Genomic DNA, 23109 nt, shown 5'->3' with positions numbered 1-23109 from the left:
CAATCATCCTTCCGCTTTCAGCTCCAAAATTAGATCGCGCAATTCAGCAGCTCTTTCGAAATCTAATGCTTTTGCAGCTTCTTTCATTTCTTTTTCCATACGGGCTATCAGTTGTTCTCGATCTTTTTTCGACATTTTGTTCAGCTTCACAGCCTTTTCCGTTTTATATTCTGCTTCATCTTCCGCTGCATATGTCGCCCTAATTACATCGCGAATATCTTTTTGAATCGTTTTTGGCGTAATGCCATGTTGACGGTTATATTCCTCTTGAATCGCACGACGCCGTTTTGTTTCGTTTATGGCGATTTCCATCGATTTTGTGATTGTATCAGCATACATAATGACATGCCCGTTTGCGTTCCGAGCCGCCCGTCCGATTGTTTGAATAAGAGAACGTTCCGAACGGAGAAATCCTTCTTTATCTGCATCTAAAATTGCAACGAGAGAGACCTCCGGAATATCAAGCCCTTCCCTGAGCAAATTGATCCCGACCAACACTTCATGTTTGCCAAGGCGCAGGTCGCGGATAATTTCAATGCGCTCGAGCGTTTTAATTTCGGAATGGAGATATGTCACCTTAATCCCGATTTCCCGCAAATAATCCGTTAAATCTTCCGCCATTTTTTTCGTTAATGTGGTCACAAGCACCCGCTCATTCCTTTTAACCCGCTTTTGAATTTCGCCGATTAAATCGTCTATTTGCCCTTCAACAGGTCGGACGTCAATGGTTGGATCTAAAAGTCCAGTCGGGCGGATAATCTGTTCAACAACAACCGGCGTATGCTCCAGCTCATACGGCCCAGGGGTGGCAGAAACATAAATGACATGTTTCATATGCTTTTCAAATTCCTCAAATTTTAACGGACGGTTGTCAAGTGCTGAAGGCAAACGGAATCCATGATCGACAAGCACTTGTTTTCTCGCCTGGTCGCCGTTGTACATCCCGCGGATTTGCGGAATCGTCACATGCGACTCGTCAATGACGATCAAAAAATCATCTCCAAAATAATCTAAAAGCGTATAAGGAGTCGAACCGGGCGGTCTTAATGTAAGATGACGGGAGTAGTTTTCAATCCCGGAGCAAAAGCCCATCTCCCGCATCATTTCTAAATCATATCTTGTCCGTTGCTCGAGCCGTTGCGCTTCCAAAAGCTTTCCATTCTCCCGCAGTTCATGCAGCCGTTCCTCAAGCTCCTTTTCAATATTAGCAATGGCAATTTTCATTTTTTCTTCTCTTGTCACAAAGTGTGATGCCGGGAAAATCGCTACATGCTCCCGCTCTCCAATAATTTCGCCTGTCAGAGCATCAACTTCACGGATGCGGTCGATTTCATCTCCGAAAAATTCCACGCGGATACAATGTTCATCGCGCGAAGCAGGGAAAATTTCCACTACATCCCCGCGCACGCGAAAAGTTCCCCTGCGAAAATCTACATCATTTCTTTCATACTGCACATCCACTAAACGGCGCAGCAAGTCATTGCGCTCGATTTCCATTCCTGTACGAAGACTTACGACCAGCTCACGATATTCTTCTGGCGAACCTAAACCATATATGCAAGAAACGCTTGCGATAATAATAACATCTTTCCGTTCAAACAATGCAGAGGTGGCCGAATGTCTTAATTTATCAATTTCATCATTAATGCTCGCATCTTTTTCAATATACGTATCTGTTTGCGGAACATACGCTTCCGGCTGATAATAGTCATAATAGCTGACAAAATATTCAACTGCATTGTTCGGGAAAAATTCTTTAAACTCGCTATACAGCTGTCCGGCAAGCGTTTTATTATGGGCAATGACCAGCGTCGGTTTGTTCACTTCTTTAATCACATTGGATATCGTAAACGTTTTGCCAGTTCCAGTTGCACCTAACAATGTCTGATGTTTTTTTCCTTGCCTGATTCCCTCCACCAGCTCTTTGATAGCTTTCGGCTGATCTCCTTGAGGCTGGTAATTTGAAACTAATTCAAACCGATCCATGGAACATCCTCCAATTCAGAAACTTATATTTTATTTTAACATATAATCAGGCTGAATCACCAAAAATACGAACTGACGTTTGATTTTCATAGACAATAAAAACCTGTCAATCGTGTTGAACAGGTTTAAGTAGATGTTTTCTTATCCTTTTTCATGCTTCTGGCAGCGATAAAACCAGCTGCTAAGCTGGCTACATCCAAAATGGCGATATAAATAGTATCCATATGACCTGCAAAATAAGAGGCAATTAATAAACCAGCCGTCAACAATGTCCCAACGACATGACTATATGTAACTCTTGTGAAAAATAAGACAAGCAAAAAAGGGGCGAATGCGGCAAACACAAGCTTGATCATAAAAAAACCTCTTTTCGTCAACGGTTATACATTTATTATATTGAAGCCCTCAAAAAGCTTTCAAGCAAAACCACAAAAGAGAAGGGAAAAATAAGCCAATGCAAAGAATAAAAAATGATGCGATGTATAGCGGTCAGAAAACCTAGGATACAGGGGAAATAGTTGAAATCGATGAAGTCAAAATAAACGGCTTTATGATTATATTTAAATGCAATAATGAAGCTCATAGGCTAAAAAATTCGCCTTTATAAAAGCAACTTTTATACTATATTTACTTTTTTCTTACGGTCACCCCCTAAGACTACCCTAAGCATATAAAAAAGCATCCAATAGCCGCCTTTTTTCACTATTGGATACTCTTTCTTAATCTTGAGATAGATAAAACAAATGATCTAAATTTACATATGAAATATCGTATTCAGAATTTACTGCATGTAATATTTTTTGATAATCTTCCACCTTAAGATCTAGTGGTAGATTTTCAAACTATTCTCCATTTACATGAAAATCCAGTATTAATGCACAAAAATCTTTACCATCAACTAAATCCATTGCAAACTCTCTAAAAATATCTGCATCTTCTTCATTTAACTGTTCATCTGACAATACATAGATTTTTATTACATTTTGAAATTGTTGAATATCCTCTTCATTCATGTATTTATAAAGGTCTTCTTAATCCCCGATAATAAGATATCCCATAGACATACTGTTTTTAAATAATAAATAAATTTCTAAATCCCTGAGTCTAATTTGTCTTTTTTAAGATATATAATTTAATTGATTCTTCCTCTAAATGTAGAGATGTTTAATAATTGTTTAAAGATTAAAAAATATTTTTCAATATTCGTTTTGTTTCAGCATATACATTGCAATACTCCTGAACTCCACTTATCAAAAAATGAATGATTCCAGCCACCTAAACTTAATCATCTCAGCTGTAACATAAAGAGCTGTTAGGTCACCGAGCAATATCTTGGATCAATTCTCTTTAGCATTAGTTTTAGCTTTATCTAATTCTTTTTGGTTCTTAACTGCATTCTTGAAAGTTTCCTTTTCTTGTACACATTTTTGTATGCCTGATTTTATTTTATGGCTTGGGTTATCTGTAACGATTATTTGCCGATAAATGTTCTTGAGCTTTATTTTTGATTATTCTCCAAAAACGCCTCATATGCTAAACCGATTGCTCCGCAAAGTCCCGCATTATCCCCTAATCCGGGCGGAACAATATAATCTGCAATGTTTTCTAGCACCACTTCATGGCGAACATAACCGTTTAATAAAGCTTGAACATTTTGATGTATAAGGGGGAACAATTGCTTTTGTTTGGCGACTCCGCCGCCAATTATTATTTTTTTAGGCGATAAAACGAGTATAAGGTTGGCAATTCCTTGTGCAATATAGTACGCTTCCAAATCCCATACTTTCTCATTTTTTTCTAATTCTTGCCCCTTTTTTCCCCAGCGTTTTTCTATAGCAGGACCGGATGCCATTCCTTCCAAACAATCTTTGTGATACGGACAATTGCCGGCAAACGAATCTTCAGGATGGCGCCGAACAAGCATATGCCCCATTTCCGGATGGATTAGCCCGTGTACTAGATGTCCTTCAGAGATGGCACCGACTCCGATCCCGGTACCGATCGTCATATAAATGCAGCTATTCAGACCTTTCGCAGCCCCCCATTTCATTTCCCCCAGCGCTGCTGCATTGACGTCGGTATCAAAGCCAATTGGAATAGGGAATTCTTTTTTTATCGCTCCGACAAGATTTATATTCGCCCACTGTAGCTTCGGAGTAGATGTTATGTATCCGAATGTTTCGCTTGTGCGATCTAAATCAATCGGACCGAATGAGCCAATTCCAAGCGCTTTAATATCTTTATCCCGAAAAAATTTGACCACTTGTTCAAGCACTTCATCAGGCGTTGTCGTCGGAAAAGAAGTCCGCTCGATGATATTTCCGTTTTCATCTCCAATTCCACAGACAAATTTTGTTCCGCCCGCTTCAATTGCACCTAAAAGCATGCACAATTCCTCCCATGATTTTGTCCAAAATGTTATGTCCAATTTTTCATTAGCGGCAGGTTGTCAAATTAATAAGATTATAATAAATGTCATATGTTTATGGAAGAGAAATATTAAAAAATGCAAGAAAAAAAGGCGATCAGCCATTAGCTGAAAGCCTCATTTAGAAGTTTTTTATTTCGTTCCCATAAAATCGTTAAACTAATGAGGGTCACTAAAACAGTCGCCCCCATATCAGACAGAATGGCTATCCAAAGCGTAAGCCAGCCTGGAATCGTCAGCAGCAGTGCAGCGGCTTTTAAACCTAGAGCAATCCCGATGTTTAACTTGATGATTCTATTAACTTTTTTGGCGGTTGAAATAGCTTCAGGCAGCTTTCCTAAATGATCTTGCATTAAAACAATATCAGCCGTTTCAATTGCGCTGTCTGTTCCTTTTCCCATTGCAATGCCTAAATCAGCAGCTGCGAGCGCAGGTGCATCATTAATACCATCTCCGATCATTGCCGTTTTTCCTGAGAGAGACAGCTCTTTTACCTTTTCCACCTTTTCTTCCGGCAGAAGGTTTGCAAAATATTCACTTAAACCAACCTTTTTCGCCACTTTTTCAGCAGTTTTTTCGTGGTCTCCTGTCAACATGACAGTCCTCTTCACACCTGTTCGGTGAAGCATGCGGATCACCTGGCTGCTTTCCTGTCGAATTTCATCCGCTATACCGACCATACCGAGAACGTTTTTGTCATCTGAAACCAAAACGATTGTTAGTCCTTCCTGTTTAAAGGCCTTTATATCTTCCTTTACATTTTCGCTGAGCGAAAGATGTTGAATCGTTTTTTCATTGCCGACACGGTATTCCTTCCCGTCTATCTCCGCTTTTATTCCCTCACCTGATGTTGCAACAACGGAGCGAGCCTCCAAAAGGGAAACGTTTAACTCATCTATTTTTTTCATAATGGCTTTAGCGATCGGATGAGTAGAGGATTTTTCAATTGATCCGATGATGCTCCAAAAAGAAGGATCATATTCTACAAACTTCTCTACATAAGGCTCCCCTTTTGTCAGTGTACCTGTTTTATCAAAAGCTATTATTCCAATTTTCCCTAATTGCTCTAAATAAACCCCGCCTTTTACAAGAATACCTTTGCGTGCATTTCTCGTGATTCCTGAAACGATAGCAATGGGAGAGGATAAAACTAATGCACATGGACAGCCGACAATTAACACTGCCAATCCTTGATATAAGGATGTTCTCCAATCAACTCCTAAGAAAAGCGGCGGAATAAAAATAACGACAAGAGAGATAAGCATGATCAAAGGAGTATAATATTTCGCAAACTTATTAATGAATTGCTCAGTCGGCGTTTTTGTTTCCTGCGCTTCTTCAACTAAATGCAAAATTTTCGCTAGAGACGATTCTTCGTATGGCTTTGTTATCCGAACTTTCAAAATTCCTTCATTATTAATGCTTCCGCCAAACACTTCATCTTTTGCTTCCTTTTCAACAGGGAGAGATTCTCCAGTAATGGCCGCTTCATTAACTGAGCTTTTTCCTTCCACCACTATCCCATCCGATGGAATTTTTTCACCGGCTTTGACAAGAACAATATCCCCTGCCTTGATGTCATGAATGGAAACTTTCTTTTCCTGACCATCTATAACAATCGTAGCTTCATTCGGCGCAACTTCTAAAAGCGATTCGATAGAACGACGGGCCTTTTCCATTCCCAAGCCCTCTAAATATTCGTTCACTCCAAATAAAATGGCAACAACAGCACCTTCCTTCCACTCTCCGATGCCAAAAGCTCCAATCAAAGCAATTGTCATAAGGGTGTCAATGTTAAATTTCAATCGAACGAGGTTTTTGGCCCCTTTCAAAAATGTTTTATATCCGCTGATCACCGTAGCAATTATATACATTGTAACAGCGGCGGATTGTGATAATGTTTTCTCGAACACAACAGCAGCTATAAAAGCTAAAACCGAGAGCAAAACGAGCCACAATAAATAAGAATGTGTATCTTCATGTTTATTTTCTTCCTCAATATAGGCCCCATCTGATGCTAAAATTTTTTTGACTTTAGCAATATTAATTTCTTCATTGACATACAGTTTGCTAGATTGAAAATTTAATTTTGCATTTTCCCCATATTCAAGCTTTTGGATTTCCTCTTCCAGATTCTTTGCGCAATTTGCACAAGACAATCCCTTTACCCGATACTGAATCATTCTCTAATCCCCCAATGAAATAGAGTACACATTGCAGTATACAGTATATGTGTTTATATGAATAAGTGTTCATATTTTATATGTCCATTTTATGAAAAGGCAATTCAATTGTCAAATATTTTCGTAAATATAATTTTGACATGTACATATAAATAACCTTACAATATTAATGTTATCGAAATTCGATATCGATTCTCAAAATGGGGGGGTAAAAATGGAAGATAAAGTGTTGCGCAAGCTTTTTCTCGGTTTTATACATATTCATATTTTACATCATGCAAGCGAACATCCTATATTCGGCTTGTGGATGCTTGAGGAACTGAAAAGTCATGGCTACAACATAAGTGCAGGGACTCTTTATCCGATTCTCCACGCAATGGAAAAGGACGGACTGTTAGAAAAAACAGAACAAAATGTAGAAGGAAAAATACGAAAATATTATACAACTACACAGAAAGGGAAAGCCGTTCTGAAAGAAGCCCGGACGAAAGCGTACGAGCTTTTTAAAGAAATACATAATGAAGGTGGGGGATAACATGAAGGAATCAAAATGGAAAACGCTGTTCGAGATATTTGCCATTTCCACAAAGCTTGGATTGACCTCATTTGGGGGACCAATCGCCCATTTAGGATATTTTCATGAAGAATATATTCGGAGAAGAAAATGGTTGAATGAAAAGAGCTATGCAGATTTGGTTGCTTTATGCCATTTTTTACCCGGACCTGCCAGCAGTCAAGCCGGGATCGGCATCGGTCTCATGCGGGGAGGAATATTAGGCGGACTTTGCGCCTTTATCGGCTTTACGTTTCCGTCTGCAATCGCACTGATGATCTTTGCTCTTATTCTTAAAGAGTTGCATATTGTTGATGCCGGCTGGATTCACGGCTTAAAGATTGTTGCTGCTGTTGTAGTCGCCCATGCTGTTATTGGAATGGCACAAAAACTTACCCCTGACCGAGGGAGAAAAGCCATCGCATTAGGCGCGCTAGTCGTTACTTTATTATGGCAACATGCTTTTTCCCAAGTTGTCGTCATGTTGCTAGCGGCTTTTATTGGATTTTTATTATATAAAAAAGTAGAAGAAGACACCCAGACTTCGTTGCAGGTGCCGATTTCAACACGATTTGCCGCAAGCTGTTTATTGTTATTTTTCGGGCTTCTCCTTTTCCTTCCTTTATTAAAAGTGTGGACTTCTTCTTACTGGATCGGCTTGTTCGACAGCTTTTACCGCTCTGGATCTCTCGTATTTGGGGGCGGACATGTGGTGCTCCCGCTGCTTGAACAGGAATTTGTTCCAACAGGAATGTTAACAGAAAAAGAATTTTTGGCTGGTTACGGAGCAGCACAGGCAGTTCCTGGTCCTTTGTTTACATTTGCTTCTTATATTGGAGCGGTCATGAATGGATGGGCTGGGGGATTCGTTGCAACTTGCGCCATCTTTCTTCCGGCAATTCTGCTCATTTTTGGTACATTACCGTTTTGGGGAAAGCTTCGAAGCAATTCAAAGATTAATGGTGCGTTAATGGGCATACAAGCTGCTGTCGTCGGAATTTTAATTGCCGCTTTTTATGATCCGATCTGGATAAGCTCCATTAATCGTCCGATTGATTTTGCTTTTGCTGCAATTTTATTCAGTATGCTCGCTTATTGGAAGATAGCTCCATGGATCATCGTCTTAACGGGCGCCATTGGCGGCTTGTTCTTGTAAAATTAGATCTGCTGACACAAAGATCCTTCAGGTTTCACTTGATATGATCCCTCTTATGTAGACCTGTCTACCATAAGAGGGATTCCTTTACGGCTAAACCGGACAAAGTATGCCCTTTTCCGACATTTTTTGATCTGGCAGAAGCTGCTATTCATGCCCGGCTTCACCTGTTCCTGTATGAAGGCTAGCCGACAGCGTGAATTAACCAAGTTAACGTTTAGGCAAGGCTGTTCAAGAACGAGAGGTTATCTTCTGCTAGTCAATAATTAAAATAAACATATTGAAATGCTCAATTTCCATGCTTGGCAGCTTCTCAAAAAGATAACTGAATCGACTTCTCAATGATTGCTCGCAAGTACCCTGAAATGTCCTTATACGATCAATTTAGAAATTCTCTCCAGCTGCAATCTACTTTGAAGCAATCATCTTTTAAAAACTGCTTCATTTATCTCATTGCTATTGTCACTTTTAACGAGCTCTTAGATTTCTTAAGCCCACTGAAAATGCCTCAGAACTAGTTGACCGTATTTCCAATCTGAAAGGTTCCCTCCTCATTATGTACTGTTAAACAGATTTCCTAAACTTGACAAAAGACAGAATGCAAAATACAATAAAATATGAACATATGCTCATATATAATAAAAGAACGAGGGAATTATGAATGAAGACGGAAGATCATTCTTTCTTAAAACCTGAAACAATTGAACATATATCGCAAATATTTAAGGTGTTAGCCGATCCTACTCGAATTAAAATTCTTTATTTGTTATCACAAGAAGAGTGCAGCGTAAATCATATTGCCGAAGTGTTGGAAATGTCTCAATCAGCAGTTTCCCATCAGCTTAGTATATTGCGAAATCTTAGACTTATTAAGTATCGCCGTGAAGGAAAAACACTGATTTACTCCTGTAATGACGAACACGTTTTTTCATTATTAAAACAAGCCATTGATCATTCTGAACATCAGTAAGGAGGCATTTGGCCATGAACAGCCATCACCACTCTCACGACCATCACGACTTTAACAGGGAAAACAATAAAAAAGGACTTATAATTGCATTGCTCATTACTGTTGGAATTTTGCTGTTAGAGTTTTTCGGGGGGTTAATTACAAACAGTCTGGCCCTTCTTTCTGACTCTGGACATATGCTTAGTGACGCCAGTTCGCTTGCTCTTAGCCTAATTGCTATATGGTTTGCGGCCAAACCAGCCTCCCCAAATAAAACGTATGGCTTTTATCGTTTTGAAATTTTAGCCGCTTTGTTTAATGGAGTTACCTTATTTGTTATCGCTGGATTTATCATTTGGGAAGCTGTTCAGCGTTTTTTCAATCCGCCGACTGTAGCAAGCGGCTCGATGATGTTGATTGCGTCTATTGGTCTTTTTGCTAATCTTTTAAGTGCCTGGGTGTTAATGAGAAAAGGTGATGTGAAACATAATGTCAATGTTCGCAGCGCTTATCTTCACGTTATCGGCGATGCATTAGGCTCTGTCGGAGCCATTGCTGCCGGATTCATCATGTGGCTCTTTGACTGGTATATAGCAGACCCTATTATTTCCATTTTAGTTGCTTTATTAATATTAAAAGGCGCTTGGGGAGTTTTGAAGCATAGCATACACATTTTGATGGAAGGAACGCCCGTTACCATTGATCAAAATGAAGTGAAGAAAGCCTTAAAAAGTATTGAAGGTGTGAAGGATGTTCACGACCTGCATATTTGGACGATTACATCAGGTTTAGACTCACTAAGCTGCCATATTTTAATTGAAGATCATCAAGACAGTCAAAAGGTGTTGCAAGCTGCCATTCACATGATTGAAGAAAAATTTAAGATTTTGCATACAACCATTCAAATTGAAACCTCTCAAATCCATCATGGAAAAATGAAAGTCTAGCTTTTTTCGGAGTTGATTGAAATGGCACAAAATGTTGATGTTCTTGTAATCGGCGCTGGCCAAGCAGGATTAGCGATGGGGTATTATCTAAAGCAACACGATATATTATTTGCCATTGTCGGCAAGGAAAATCGAATCGGAGATGTTTGGAGAAATCGTTACGATTCTTTAGTGCTTTTTACCCCTCGATCGTTTAGCTCCTTGCCAGGAATGGTCTTAAAGGGTGACCCGAACGGATATCCAACTAAGGATGAAATAGCCGATTATTTAGAGGATTATGCTCAAAAATTCGAATTACCTATTCATCTGAATACAGAAGTCATTTCTCTTCAAAAAGAAAATGAGATTTTTAAAGTGACAACCAACCATAGGAGATATATGGCAAATAAAGTGGTTATAGCAACAGGGCCTTTTCAAAAGCCTTATCTTCCACCATTTGCCGAAAGCTTATACGATCAAGTGTATCAAATGCATACATTCGGCTATTTGAATCCATCTCAATTGCAAGATGGCTCTGTTTTAGTAGTCGGTGCAGGAAATTCTGGAGCGCAAATTGCAGTTGAATTGTCCGAAGACAGAGAAGTTTATTTATCAGTAGGTCATAAAATGAGATTTCTCCCACTTGAAATTATGGGGAAAAGTATTTTCTGGTGGTTTCAAAAAATAGGTTTATTAGACGTCCATATCAATAGCCCGTTAGGCAGGTTGATCAGTAAACAAAGCGATCCTATTTTCGGTAAAGAGCTGAAACATTTACTACAAGAAGGCAAAATAAAAATGAAGCCTAAAACAGAGAGTGTTTCAGGAGTTGTTATCTCTTTTGCAGATAACAGTCAAATTCAAGTTCAAAATGTCATTTGGGCAACCGGATTTTATTTTGATTACAGCTGGATACAAATTCCTAATGTTTTAGATCATAGAGGAAAGCCCGTTCACCAAAGAGGGGTTACTCCTGTGAAAGGATTGTACTTCTTAGGATTGCCTTGGCAATATCGGAGAGGCTCCGCTCTTATCGGAGGGGTGGGCGCCGATGCAGAGTACTTGATAAATGATATTTTAAACCATTGAAGGTGCTTGCAATGTTTAGATAGAGTTTTTCTAGCCGCGGCTATTTTCATGATTAGACATATTTACTGAAAGGCTTCAAATATCATTGAACAATGTCAGTTCCTTTGTACAATGATTTCTCGAGCCTAATTCTGCTAGCTATAACATTTTTTGACGTAAAAAACCACTTAGCCAATCATTGACTAAGTGGTTTGATGTGATAGAGAAAATATACCTTTATCGTTCCGGAAAAAAATGAAACTCATTCCGAAGAATTATGGCCTATCCCTAAAAATTATGTCGCTATTCCGGTTGATTATGAACCATTCATACCGGTTAAGAGGCTTCTGACTTCCACTTCTCATCTTGCACAAAGAGCAAGCCGAGTTCATGATGCTCCCCTTCGTATAAGGCGCGTTGGACAAAACGGATTTCTTTGTTATGTCCTAGTACCTCCAACTTACAATGCGTCCTGCTTATCTGCAGCGCTTCGTAAAATTCGTACGTTGTTTTTACATTTTTTCCATTCACCTTTGTTATAACTTCTCCCGCTTTTATTCCCATTTTCTCTCCCGGGGATTGAGGAAGCGTGCCTAATACGACCAGTCCATAATCTTGTTTCGAGAAATAAAAAGCGGCCGAATTATCATTCATCCTTTGTTTTACAGTTATTAATCCCTTTCCTATCAATGCAAGAGCCGCGGCAACAAACGACAGAAATGGAGCCCACAACGAAGCAGCAGCAACAACAAGAGAAATAATTCCAAGAATCGAAATGCGCCGGCCTGTTACTTGAATGCTTTCCTTTGGCAAAGACCCTTGAATTCTTTGATAAAAACCGACAAAATACGGAATCATCACGAGCATAAATGGTTCACCATTTAAAGAAATAATTGGCCACCAAGAAAAAGGAGATTCCAATGAACCGCCTGGAACTAAAAGCATTAACGGAATCATCCATGTTCTGTTCGCTACATGATTCCCAATCGGCATTCCTCTCTTGCTTTTTATGATAAATGGGGATGTATGGTAATGTGCTGTTCGATAGATGAGAATCCCTTCACAAATAAGCAAAAAGCTCAAAAATAGCGACAAGACGCTGTAGTTTGTTTTATCAAGGCTCACAAAAAATTCATCGATCCAAGGAGATTGATCTGCCACTCCATTTAATAAAGCTGTTAAAAAAATCGTTCCGCCCAATGAGATACTTGATGACAAAAAACGCGGCTGAAAAGTTAAACTAACAGCCAGCAGCCAAATAGTCAATAAAACGAGTGTTCCGAATGGAATCCACAGTCCTAGAAGCATGAAAAGAACAGAAAGGATAAGGCCAGCGATAATTCCCTTCGTATAAGTAAAACGAATATCGTCAAACACATCATATACGCGCACATGAAAAGATTTTCGTTCTCTTCTAACCCGCCAATATCCATTTAAAAAGGAAAAAATGAGAAAGAAATACAAAAGCGGATGCAAGAAAAAACGGCCTATGCTGAAAAGCAATTCTAAAAGCCATTGTCCAACCAAACGGCCCACCCCTTTTACGAATCATATGAGACTTTCCTCTATTTTATCAAATCTTTTAAAAAAGAAGCTAGAACGTCATATAAAAAACTGGAAATAGGTAAAAAGGCCGATTGACCAAATTCATGGAGCGGCGGCTTTTTTGGCTTCATACCGCTTTTTTCTAAAAAGCTGAATGAATCAGACTTGCAGCAAATTGATCAAAAAATTGAGCAAGGAAACAGCCACTTAACAATGCCGCTCTGTCACTTCCCGATGATTTAAAAGAAAACGCAGCCATATTGTCATAAAACTGCGTCCATCCTCTGTATAATTGTAAATTTCACTACGATATGAAAGCAGAAATTTTCTCAACTGAAAAGCCTGCACAAGGAAGCGAAATCTCATTTAGAGGCTGTCCATAAAGTGAAATCCCTATTGAAAACAAAAAATCATAAACATCGATATATCAACGTTTCTAAAACATTAAAGGGGGCGTCAATAAGCCGTAAAAACGACTTATTAGACAGCCCCTTAAACAAAATGCAACAGAAAAGCTGCCGTATTTTTTCAATACTTAAGAAGATCGTGCTAATAGTGAAATGGCAGTTTGCAGCTGCAAGTCATTTTGTTTTGAACGAGTTTCTTTTGTGATCAATTCATTCATTTTTATAGCTGTTTTTTGATCCACTTTCCCCGTCACGGATAAACCGTTCATTTTTTGAAACGCCTTTACAGCCAGCTCGGTTTCTAAACTGAAATAACCGTCTTTTCTCCCAGGATCATAACCTAATCCTGATAATAATATTTGTGCAATGCGAACTTGTTCATTATTCATCTCTTTTTTTAATGGCTGTAAAATATCGAGCGGTCCAGCTTTAAAATAATCCGGCTGCGATATTTTTACCGTTGGTTCCACACCTTTTTCATGAATCCAATTTCCTTTAGGAGTCAACCATTTGTATAATGTCAGCTTTATGTTGCTTCCATCATCCAGCGGTATTGTTTGCTGAACTGTTCCCTTTCCAAAGGATTTTTCGCCGACAATGGCATACCCTCCTGCTTCTTTCAACGCAGCTGCCAAAATTTCCGAAGCAGATGCGCTGCCGTTGTCAATTAAGACTGCAATAGGATAATGCTTCTTTTCTTTTAATGTTGAATAATACATCTCCCTTTTTCCGTCTCTCTTTTCTATTTGAATATATGGTGCATGATTAGGGACGAGCTGCTGCAAAATTTGCTCTACAGCCTGCAAATATCCCCCCGGATTGCCGCGAACATCGATGACTAGACCGTTAATTTTCTTTTTTTCTAACATTTTTAGCTTTTGTTTAAAGTCATCAGCTGTCCTTTCAGAAAATGAAGTAATATGCAAGACGCCTAACCGCTTGTCATTTTTATTGATTTCGGAGCTGAACACTGTTTCAATCGGAATCTCATCCCGCTTTACTTCAAAAAACAATAAATCTTTACTTCCAGGGCGGCGTATCGTAAGTTTGACGGTTGTTCCTTTTTCTCCTCTGATTTTCAGTACTGCTTCATGAAGATCTGAACTGGAAACTGTTTTACCATCAATTTTCACAATTTCATCATTTGGTTTTAAGCCCGCTTTTTCCGCCGGCGAATTTTTAAATGGTGAAATAATGGTTATTTTGCCGTTGTTCATACCGATTTCGGCACCGATTCCTTCAAATGAAGAATCAAGGGACTCTGTAAATTGTCTAACAGTTTCCTTATCCATATAGACTGAGTATGGATCGCCTAAAGAAGATAGCATCCCTTGAATGGCACCTTCTAGGAGACGTTTTTTGTCGACTGGATGGACATATTTTTCAGAAATTAATTCATACGTTTTTATAAATTTCTCCAATCCTGGAATGGTTTCATCTGAACTTTGCGCAGATGCAGCAATTGTTTTATTTTCCAGCGATTCATTATTTTCAGCATGACCGTGCACATCCAAAACGACGATGGAACTGGTCACTATCCAAAACACTGTAATCAATTTTATTATTTGTTTCATATGTTTTTGCCTTCCTTTCCAACAATCCGAATTATTTATAGCGTATGCAAAGCTTGTACAAATCATGTGCGGATTACAGGAAAAGGAAAAGCAATTCAAAAAACTTAATATACCGCCCTTTGACAAGAATTTGACCGCTTCTAGCCAGGTTCCATCAAGAAAATAGAAAAATCAGCCAACGATCATCTTTGCTTCGAAAATGGGTAAGGTGTTTTGTTCTCATAAAAACGCTTTCCTTTCTTTTAGTCAAGCAAACTGCCTACACCGGCATAATCATACGGGAGGAGTAACTATATTTTTTGTAATTATCTATCACTACATGAAAAAGAATTATTGTGAAAATCAATCCATTGAAGCTTGATGTAATCTCCCGTTTCCTCTATTTTTTGCATCGATGAAACACGATCAGAAGAAAACTGTTTTGCAATTTATAAAAAAAATAACAATGCACAACAAACTCTTCTTCCCTTGAGAGCTTATTGTGCATTGTTAATAAATTTTTATGGAAGAACGCTTAAAGGATTGATCGCGCTGGATTTGCCTCGCCATGTTCCGTTATGTACTTCAAAATGCAAGTGCTGCCCTGTTGATCTTCCTGTATTTCCCATATATCCAATAAACTGACCTTGGCTCACTTTTTGACCACTTGAAACGTTAATGCTTCTCAAATGCCCGTAAAGTGTAGTATACGTTTTACCGTTAATATTATGGATGATCATAATCACATTGCCGTAGCCGCTCATTTGTCCAGCATAACTAACCGTGCCGCCAGCAGAAGCGTAAACTGGAACCGTTCCCCGTTTTGCAATATCAATTCCTGCATGGAATCTGCCCCATCTCATACCCATTTTAGAGGTAAGAACACCTGAAGCCGGCCAGATAAAAGATCCGCTTCCTGCAGCTGATGATACAGATGGTTCTGGTGAAGATCCGCCATCGCTTGAAGCAGCAGCTTTATCGCTTGAAGCAGCAGTTTTATCACTTGATTTAGAAGCAGATTGTGAAGCTTGAGCCTGTCTAGCCTTTTCTTCTTCTAGTCTTTTTAAATATTCTTGCTGCTGTTGTTCAATCATTTTTTGCTGCTTTGCCAGCATAGCATCTTGATGTACCAAATCTTCTAATTGATCCATTGCCTGGCCATGTTCCGCTTCCAATTGCCCCAACAATTTATCTTTTTCATCAATTTGCTTATCTAGCTCTTGTTTCAATGAAGCCAATTCAGATAAAGCTTCTTCCAAAGAGGACAGCTGTTTGTTTAATTTAGCCTCCGCTTCCTCTTTCAGTTTCATATCTCTTTCATGCTCTTCAATAATTTTTTGATCCGCATCAACGATCGTTGTAACAGCGCTTATACGAGTTACAAAATCATTGAAGCTTTTCGCACCTAAGATAACGTCGAGATAGCTGATTGTACCTCCGGTTTCCTGCAAGGATTTGACCCGTTCTTTTAACTGTTCATTCCGCTTATCAATCCGTTCTTTCACTTCAGCAATTTGTTTTTTCAACTGATCAATTTCATCTTTAGTGTCCTTGATTTCATTCTCTTTCTCTTCGATTTTTTCACCAGTATCCAGCAATTTTTCATCTAACTTTTTAATCTCTTGATTAAGTTGATTTTGTTTTGTCTCTAATTCTTTTACTTCACTTTTCTTGCTCTCTATATTCGATTGAACATTGGACCGCTCATTTTGAATTCTTGCTTTTTTCTCCTCAAAGGATGACGCATAAGCGCTTTTGCTCAGCGGTACAAATACCCCGCTTGTCCCCAATATAGCTGTAAGACTTAATGTCACTATTCTCTTTTTCACAATCCGGTTCCTCCTCTTAATTCATGTTTTCAATCAATTCGATCTGGTATGATAAGAGCTGCCTAAGACAAACTACACTTTCAAAAACTTTCGAACAGACATTAAGCTTCCCCATATGCCGATTAAGACGCCGATTAACAATAAGATAGCCGATATTTGAAAAACAAAAGGAGAAAATGGCAACAACTCAACAAAAGAACCTTGAATATAAGGAACGGCAATATTTACTAAGCTATTGTAGCTGACAACTAAAACTGTAATTGGTATGACAGCTCCCAGCGCTCCTAAAAACAAACCTTCTAAAAAGAACGGCCAGCGTATAAACCAGTTTGTTGCACCAACAAGTTTCATAATTTCTATTTCTCGTCTGCGGGCAAATATAGTGATTTTTATAGTGTTTGAGATTAAAAACATCGCAGTAAACACAAGCCCGATAATCAAGACTATGCCGATATTTCTTGAAACGTTGACAACTTCAAACAATTTTTTCACAGTTTCTTCTCCATATTGAACATTTTCGACATAGCGCATTTTTTTAATTTCTTCCGCTACAACTGGAGTATCTTCGGGAACTTTCGTTTTGACGATGAAAACATCGTTTAAAGGATTATCCTGTTCAAATAGCTTGAATGACTCTCCTTTTTCACCGAAGCTTTTAATTAATTTTTCCAGCTCCTGGTCTTTGGAAGAAAATTGGACATTCTCTACTTTTTCTAGATTTTTCAATTTCGATTCAAGTTGGTTTTGAGCGTTTTGATCTGCTGTCCTGTCAATTAGCACGGTTATTTCAACATCTTCTTCAATGTTGCTGGCAATATTATTTAAATTCATCATAATAACCAAAAACGTGCCGACCAAAAGAAGGGTCACTGTTACGGCTGATATAGAGGCTACGGACATCCAAGCGTTTCGCCCAAGACTTTTTACCGCCTCCCGCAAATGACGACCGAGAGTTTTATTCATAAAGACCATACTCCCCTCTCGCCTCATCGCGTACAATTTTGCCGTCCTCAATCGTGATAACCCGCTTTCGAATCGTGTTCACGATCACTTTATTGTGGGTGGCCATTAACACCGTTGTGCCCCGATTGTTGATTTCCTCTAGCAATCTCATAATCTCCCAAGAGGTTTCAGGGTCCAAATTCCCTGTCGGCTCGTCTGCTATTATAACAGGCGGATTGTTTACTATGGATCTAGCAATTGATACGCGCTGCTGTTCACCGCCAGACAATTCGTCAGGGAAGGAACGGGCCTTATGCTTCAATTGCACAAGATCAAGCACATTTAATACTTTCTTTTTAATGTTCTTCGGATTTTCCCCGATCACTTCCAATGCGAAGGCAACATTCTCATAAACAGTCAATTTCGGCAATAATTTAAAATCTTGAAAGACAACCCCGATATTTCTCCGCAAATACGGCACTTCTTTTTCTTTTAGGTTTTCTAGTTGTATACCGTTTATGACAATACTGCCTTTTGTAGGCTTTTCTTCCCGATACATCAATTTGATAAATGTCGACTTTCCAGCACCGCTAGGACCTACGATGTATACAAATTCGCCTTGATTGATTTTTATTGAAATACCGTTAATGGCCGAAACACCATTCGAATAGGTTTTATAAACATCCTTCATTTCGATCATGCTATCACCTGAAGTCATTGAATTATTTCAGTACTTAGTCAAAAAAATTTTTATAACTTGAAACTAATGTTATTTTCTATTCGTCTATTAATTATGAAGCAGAAAACAAATCTTACATCCTTCCCACAAAAAACATTATAACATCATTTTTCGTCAAAAATAGACTTTTTCATATTACATTTTTGTTTCAATATCATATTTCGAGGGAAAATTTTTAAAATTCTTGTAAAAAAAACTACAAAATTTTCTATTATCTTCTATTTTTTTCTATAGCATAAAAAAGCGAGGGTGATCATGTCCCCTCGCTTCTTATGTTACTTTTGTCCTGCAAGCCACTCAGCGACAACATCTGCTTCGCTATCGTTCAATAAACCTTTTGGCATAGCGCCTTTGCCGTTTAAAATAATATCTTTTATTTCATCTTTGCTATATTTGCTTCCAACTTTCTGTAAACTCGGACCGGAAGCACCTTCAAGATTTTGTCCATGGCAGCTTGTACAATTTTGTTTTATCAGATCTTCTGCAGATGCAGTATTCTCAGCTTGATCTGTTCCGCCATTTGTTCCGCTTTCTTGGTCATTCCCGCCGCCCCCGCATGCAGCTAATACGAGTGAAAGACCAAATACTAAGATCAAGAACTTTTTCACTGCGAAATCCCCCTTCGCCAATTAGTCTCGAAGATATTATAACCTAATTATTGAGGTTTCAATCTGGAACAAATTGACCAACATTTGACAATCCTGTGAAAATAACTTGAATATTGATAAAAAAGAAAAAGGGTGTCTAATAAGTCGTTTTTACGCCTTATAGACGCCCCTTTAATGTTTTAAATGTTGATATATCAATGTTTATGATGTTTCGTTTCAATGGATTTTGACTTTCTGGACAGCCCCACAAGTTCTCTAATCAAATGGAATTTAGGGCAGTTTTTCTTCGTCATTTTTCCGCATCACAGTTCTATTCGCTCATCTTTTGTAAACGCGTCATCATCCTTTTCATAACAGCCTTAAGACAATTTTGCTCTTAAATATGCATCAATAAATGCATCAATTTCCCCATCCATTACAGCTTGGACGTTGCCGATTTCGACATTTGTCCGGTGATCTTTCACCAATGAATATGGATGGAAGACATAAGAACGGATTTGGCTACCCCAGCCAATTTCCTTTTGCTCTCCTCGAATTTCCGCTAATTCTTTTTCCTGCTCTTCAATTTTTAATTGGTATAGCTTAGATTTTAACATTTTCATTGCTCGTTCTCTGTTTTTAATTTGAGAGCGCTCCGTTTGACATGTCACGACAATTCCAGTTGGCAAGTGTGTAATCCGTACCGCCGAGTCGGTCGTATTTACGTGCTGCCCTCCCGCACCGCTTGAACGGTACGTGTCAATTTTCAAATCCTCGCTTCTAATTTCAATATCGATTTCATCATTAAATTCTGGCATCACTTCGCAGGAAACAAAGGAAGTATGGCGGCGGCCTGATGCATCAAAAGGAGAAATGCGCACTAACCGATGGACTCCTTTTTCCGCTTTTAAATAGCCGTATGCATTGTGTCCTTTAATTAACAGCGTTACACTTTTTATTCCTGCTTCATCACCCGGAAGATAATCGATCGTTTCAACTTTAAATCCTTTCTTTTCCGCCCATCTCGTATACATTCGCAGGAGCATAGATGCCCAGTCCTGAGATTCCGTCCCTCCTGCTCCCGGATGAAGCTCTAAAATCGCGTTGTTTTTATCGTAAGGCTCATTTAAAAGAAGCTGTAATTCAAAATTATTCAATTCCTTCGTTAATTTTTTCAATTCGGATTCAAGCTCTCTTTGCAAATCATCATCCGGCTCTTCTTTAATAAGCTCGTAAGTTACTTGAAGATTTTCATATGATTCATTTAAATGGTTAAATTCTCCGACAAGATCTTTTAAGGCGTTTGCTTCATTAATTACCTTCTGAGCTGCTTGCTGGTCATCCCAAAAATTTGGCGCAGCCATTTGCTCCTCTAATTTTTTTATGCGTGCTTCCTTCTCTTCTAAGTCAAAGAGACCCCCTAAAATCCGCTAATCGTTTAGCCATTTTCTCCAGTTCATTCCGAATTTCTACTAAATCCATTAGTCCATCACCTCTAAAAATTTTTTGCACAGTATACTATATTTTTGCAGATTCGCTTTGTCCACTTATACATTAATTAAAAAATTTATGGGACAGGCGAGACTGACATCTCGCCACACCCATTCTATTTAAAATCGTTATCTTCCGCAACAATGTTTGTATTTTTTGCCGCTTCCGCACGGACATGGCTCGTTGCGGCCAACCTCTTTTGCTTTTCTGACAGGTTTCTTTTTCGTCTGGGCGTCTCCTTCTTTCGGCTGCACGGCTTCGCCGACCGCCACTTCCTGACGTTCCAAATTGTTTTGAATTTCAGCTTTCATTATATATTTTGTAACCTCTTCTTGGATGGACGCAATCATATTTTCAAACATTGTGTAGCCTTCCAATTGATATTCACGAAGCGGATCGGTTTGTCCGTATGCACGTAAATGAATACCTTGGCGAAGATGATCCATTGCATCGATGTGATCCATCCATTTTGTATCAACGGCGCGGAGTACAATGACTCGTTCAAATTCACGCATGTTTTCCTCGCCAAAAGCAGCTTCTTTCTCATCATAACGCTTCTTCGCTTTTTCCCAAATGATATCAATAATTTCATCCGATTCTTTTCCGCGAAGGTCATTTACATTAAAGTCATCTGCTTCATCCAAAATATTGGCTTTTACCCAGTCGACTAATCCTTCAAGGTTCCAGTCTTCTGGAAGCTCTTCTTCAGGCGTAAATGACTGTACAACACGGGTAATCGTTTGTTGAATCATGTCTTCAACATTTTCTCGCAGATTTTCAGATTCAAGCACTTCATCTCTTTGTTTATAAATAATTTCACGCTGCTGACGGAGCACATCATCATATTGAAGAAGCTGCTTCCGCGCATCAAAGTTGTTTCCTTCCACCCGTTTTTGCGCCGATTCCACAGCACGGGTAATCATTTTGCTTTGAATCGGCTGGGAATCGTCCATCCCAAGCCGATCCATCATGCTCATCATACTTTCTGAACCGAATCGGCGCATCAGTTCATCTTCCATTGACAAATAAAACTGCGTAACACCCGGGTCTCCTTGACGTCCAGAACGTCCTCTCAGCTGATTGTCAATTCTTCGGGATTCATGGCGTTCTGTGCCGATGACAGCTAATCCACCCAACTCTTTTACGCCTTCGCCGAGCTTTATATCCGTTCCCCGTCCGGCCATATTTGTCGCGATCGTCACAGCATTCTTTTGTCCGGCTTGTTCAATAATTTCTGCTTCCTTTGCATGGTTTTTTGCATTCAACACATTGTGCGGAATTCCCCGCTTCTTAAGCATATTAGAAAGCAATTCAGATGTTTCAACCGCGACTGTACCTACTAGAACAGGCTGACCAATCATGTGCCGCTGAACGATGTCTTCTACAACCGCTTTAAATTTCCCCTCCATTGTACGGTAAACGAGGTCCGGACGATCTTCGCGGATAACCGGCTTGTTTGTCGGGATGGTAATAACCTGCATGTTATAAATGTTGCGAAATTCTTCTTCTTCTGTTTTCGCAGTCCCTGTCATTCCCGCCAGCTTTTCATACATTCGGAAATAGTTTTGGAACGTGATCGTTGCCAACGTCATGCTTTCATTTTGAATTTCAAGGCCTTCTTTCGCTTCGATTGCCTGATGCAAACCGTCGCTGTAACGGCGGCCTTTCATTAACCGTCCGGTAAATTGGTCTACAATGATCACTTGTCCGTCTTCAACGACATAATCAACGTCTTTATGCATGACGACGTGGGCTTTCAGCGCATTGCTGATATGATGGTTTAGTGTGACGTTTTTTAAATCGAACAAATTATCAATATGGAAAGCACGCTCCGCTTTTTCAATTCCTTCTTCCGTAAGTTGAACGGATTTCGTTTTTTCATCATAAGTATAATCTTTATCCTTTTGAAGCGTTCTGACAAAAGCATTTGCCTGAATATACAGTTTGGTGGATTTTTGTGCTTGTCCAGAAATAATAAGAGGAGTTCTTGCTTCATCAATTAAAATGGAGTCTACCTCATCGATTACCGCAAAATGCAGAGGGCGCTGCACTTTTTGTTCCTTGTATAAAACCATATTGTCGCGCAAATAATCAAACCCAAGTTCGTTATTTGTTGAATAGGTGATATCAGCTTCGTAAGCAGCCTTTTTCTCCTCTTTTGACATACCGTTTAAATTTAAACCAACAGTCATGCCGAGAAATTCAAAAATTTTGCCCATTTCTTTTGCATCCCGGCTTGCCAAATATTCATTGACGGTAACGACGTGAACGCCTTTCCGCGTCAACGCATTTAAGTAAACAGGCATCGTTGAGGTTAATGTTTTCCCTTCACCTGTCTTCATTTCCGCAATATTGCCTTCGTGAAGGGCAATAGCTCCCATAAGCTGTACTTTATATGGATACAGGCCGAGCACTCTGTGAGCGGCTTCTCTTACAACTGCATAGGCTTCCACAAGCAGATCATCGAGTGTTTCTCCCTTTTCAAGCCGTTCAGCAAACTCAGCTGTTTTTGACCTCAATTCCAAATCAGAAAGCTTTCTCATTTCTGGACCGAGAGCATTTATTTTTTCAGCTATTTTTTCATAACGAGCTAAAGTGCGTTTATTCGGATCAAACACTTTATTTAAAAGTCCAAGCATCTTTAACGCTCCTTAATTTATTTTATTATTTTAGTTTCTTTTAAATTTTATCACTGCTTTTCCAAGCGTACAACTTTTGCTGTGTGAAACTCTTTCCATAAACCCGTCCCATTTGTCTACATTTTATT

General features: G+C 39.1%; 18 protein-coding genes. 5 read left to right on the top strand and 13 right to left on the bottom strand.

What is annotated here, in order from left to right; genetic code table 11:
* Positions 1 to 3 precede the first annotated feature (3 nt).
* From uvrB to RI196_RS03445, 5 genes are all read right to left on the bottom strand, one after another.
* Positions 4 to 1986: an excinuclease ABC subunit UvrB gene (gene uvrB / locus RI196_RS03465; RefSeq protein WP_063389184.1), complete on the bottom strand. Its 1983-nt coding sequence runs from the start codon at positions 1984 to 1986 to the stop codon at positions 4 to 6.
* A 125-nt stretch (positions 1987 to 2111) separates the two neighbouring features.
* Positions 2112 to 2342 (bottom strand): CsbA family protein, encoded by a 231-nt coding sequence (locus RI196_RS03460; protein ID WP_063389185.1) that lies wholly within the window; start codon positions 2340 to 2342, stop codon positions 2112 to 2114.
* Between the two features lie 486 nt (positions 2343 to 2828).
* The gene (locus RI196_RS03455; RefSeq protein WP_311066897.1) at positions 2829 to 2999 is read right to left on the bottom strand and encodes a hypothetical protein; all 171 of its coding nucleotides are present in this window, start codon (positions 2997 to 2999) and stop codon (positions 2829 to 2831) included.
* A 485-nt stretch (positions 3000 to 3484) separates the two neighbouring features.
* Positions 3485 to 4372 (bottom strand): ROK family protein, encoded by an 888-nt coding sequence (locus tag RI196_RS03450; RefSeq protein ID WP_063389186.1) that lies wholly within the window; start codon positions 4370 to 4372, stop codon positions 3485 to 3487.
* Positions 4373 to 4518: 146 nt separating this feature from the next.
* Complete coding sequence (locus tag RI196_RS03445) at positions 4519 to 6597, bottom strand: heavy metal translocating P-type ATPase (RefSeq protein WP_311066896.1); 2079 nt, start codon at positions 6595 to 6597, stop codon at positions 4519 to 4521.
* A 214-nt stretch (positions 6598 to 6811) separates the two neighbouring features.
* On the opposite strand from RI196_RS03445, the gene RI196_RS03440 reads away from it, so the two are divergent.
* The 5 genes from RI196_RS03440 (at position 6812) to RI196_RS03420 (ending at position 11270) form a co-directional block, all read left to right on the top strand.
* The gene (locus tag RI196_RS03440; protein WP_063389188.1) at positions 6812 to 7132 is read left to right on the top strand and encodes a PadR family transcriptional regulator; all 321 of its coding nucleotides are present in this window, start codon (positions 6812 to 6814) and stop codon (positions 7130 to 7132) included.
* Between the two features lies 1 nt (position 7133).
* On the top strand, positions 7134 to 8306 hold the full coding sequence (gene chrA, locus RI196_RS03435) for a chromate efflux transporter (RefSeq protein WP_311066895.1): 1173 nt from the start codon (positions 7134 to 7136) through the stop codon (positions 8304 to 8306).
* 661 nt (positions 8307 to 8967) lie between these two features.
* A complete protein-coding gene (locus RI196_RS03430; RefSeq protein ID WP_063389190.1) occupies positions 8968 to 9276 on the top strand; it encodes an ArsR/SmtB family transcription factor in 309 nt (102 codons plus the stop codon).
* A 14-nt stretch (positions 9277 to 9290) separates the two neighbouring features.
* Complete coding sequence (locus tag RI196_RS03425) at positions 9291 to 10202, top strand: cation diffusion facilitator family transporter (protein WP_066249822.1); 912 nt, start codon at positions 9291 to 9293, stop codon at positions 10200 to 10202.
* A gap of 21 nt (positions 10203 to 10223) precedes the next feature.
* A complete protein-coding gene (locus RI196_RS03420) occupies positions 10224 to 11270 on the top strand; it encodes a flavin-containing monooxygenase (protein WP_311066894.1) in 1047 nt (348 codons plus the stop codon).
* Between the two features lie 315 nt (positions 11271 to 11585).
* Here RI196_RS03420 and RI196_RS03415 read toward each other — a convergent pair whose 3' ends face one another.
* The 8 genes from RI196_RS03415 to secA form a co-directional block, all read right to left on the bottom strand.
* A complete protein-coding gene (locus RI196_RS03415; protein WP_066249828.1) occupies positions 11586 to 12776 on the bottom strand; it encodes a PDZ domain-containing protein in 1191 nt (396 codons plus the stop codon).
* A 553-nt stretch (positions 12777 to 13329) separates the two neighbouring features.
* Positions 13330 to 14775, bottom strand: a complete 1446-nt coding sequence (locus RI196_RS03410) for a S41 family peptidase (protein WP_311066893.1) — start codon at positions 14773 to 14775, stop codon at positions 13330 to 13332.
* Positions 14776 to 15275: 500 nt separating this feature from the next.
* Complete coding sequence (locus tag RI196_RS03405; RefSeq protein ID WP_311066892.1) at positions 15276 to 16583, bottom strand: murein hydrolase activator EnvC family protein; 1308 nt, start codon at positions 16581 to 16583, stop codon at positions 15276 to 15278.
* A gap of 72 nt (positions 16584 to 16655) precedes the next feature.
* Positions 16656 to 17546 (bottom strand): permease-like cell division protein FtsX, encoded by an 891-nt coding sequence (gene ftsX, locus RI196_RS03400; protein ID WP_311066891.1) that lies wholly within the window; start codon positions 17544 to 17546, stop codon positions 16656 to 16658.
* Positions 17539 to 18225: a cell division ATP-binding protein FtsE gene (gene ftsE / locus RI196_RS03395; RefSeq protein ID WP_311066890.1), complete on the bottom strand. Its 687-nt coding sequence runs from the start codon at positions 18223 to 18225 to the stop codon at positions 17539 to 17541. Before ftsE ends, ftsX begins: the two co-directional genes overlap by 8 nt.
* A gap of 314 nt (positions 18226 to 18539) precedes the next feature.
* Complete coding sequence (gene cccB / locus RI196_RS03390; RefSeq protein ID WP_063389198.1) at positions 18540 to 18872, bottom strand: cytochrome c551; 333 nt, start codon at positions 18870 to 18872, stop codon at positions 18540 to 18542.
* Positions 18873 to 19231: 359 nt separating this feature from the next.
* Positions 19232 to 20333, bottom strand: a protein-coding gene (prfB, locus tag RI196_RS03385; protein ID WP_130158800.1) for a peptide chain release factor 2 whose coding sequence is annotated in 2 segments (ribosomal slippage) — positions 19232 to 20260 and positions 20262 to 20333 — 1101 coding nt in all. Because the reading frame shifts where the segments join, the coding sequence is not laid out codon by codon here.
* 137 nt (positions 20334 to 20470) lie between these two features.
* Positions 20471 to 22981 (bottom strand): preprotein translocase subunit SecA, encoded by a 2511-nt coding sequence (secA, locus tag RI196_RS03380; RefSeq protein WP_311066889.1) that lies wholly within the window; start codon positions 22979 to 22981, stop codon positions 20471 to 20473.
* Positions 22982 to 23109: the final 128 nt, after the last annotated feature.

The sequence above is a fragment of the Aeribacillus composti genome, from assembly GCF_031760945.1.
GTDB classification, from domain to species: Bacteria; Bacillota; Bacilli; order Bacillales; family Aeribacillaceae; genus Aeribacillus; species Aeribacillus composti.
The sequence above is the reverse complement of the archived record's forward strand: the minus strand, read 5'-3'. Positions and strand labels throughout refer to the sequence as shown.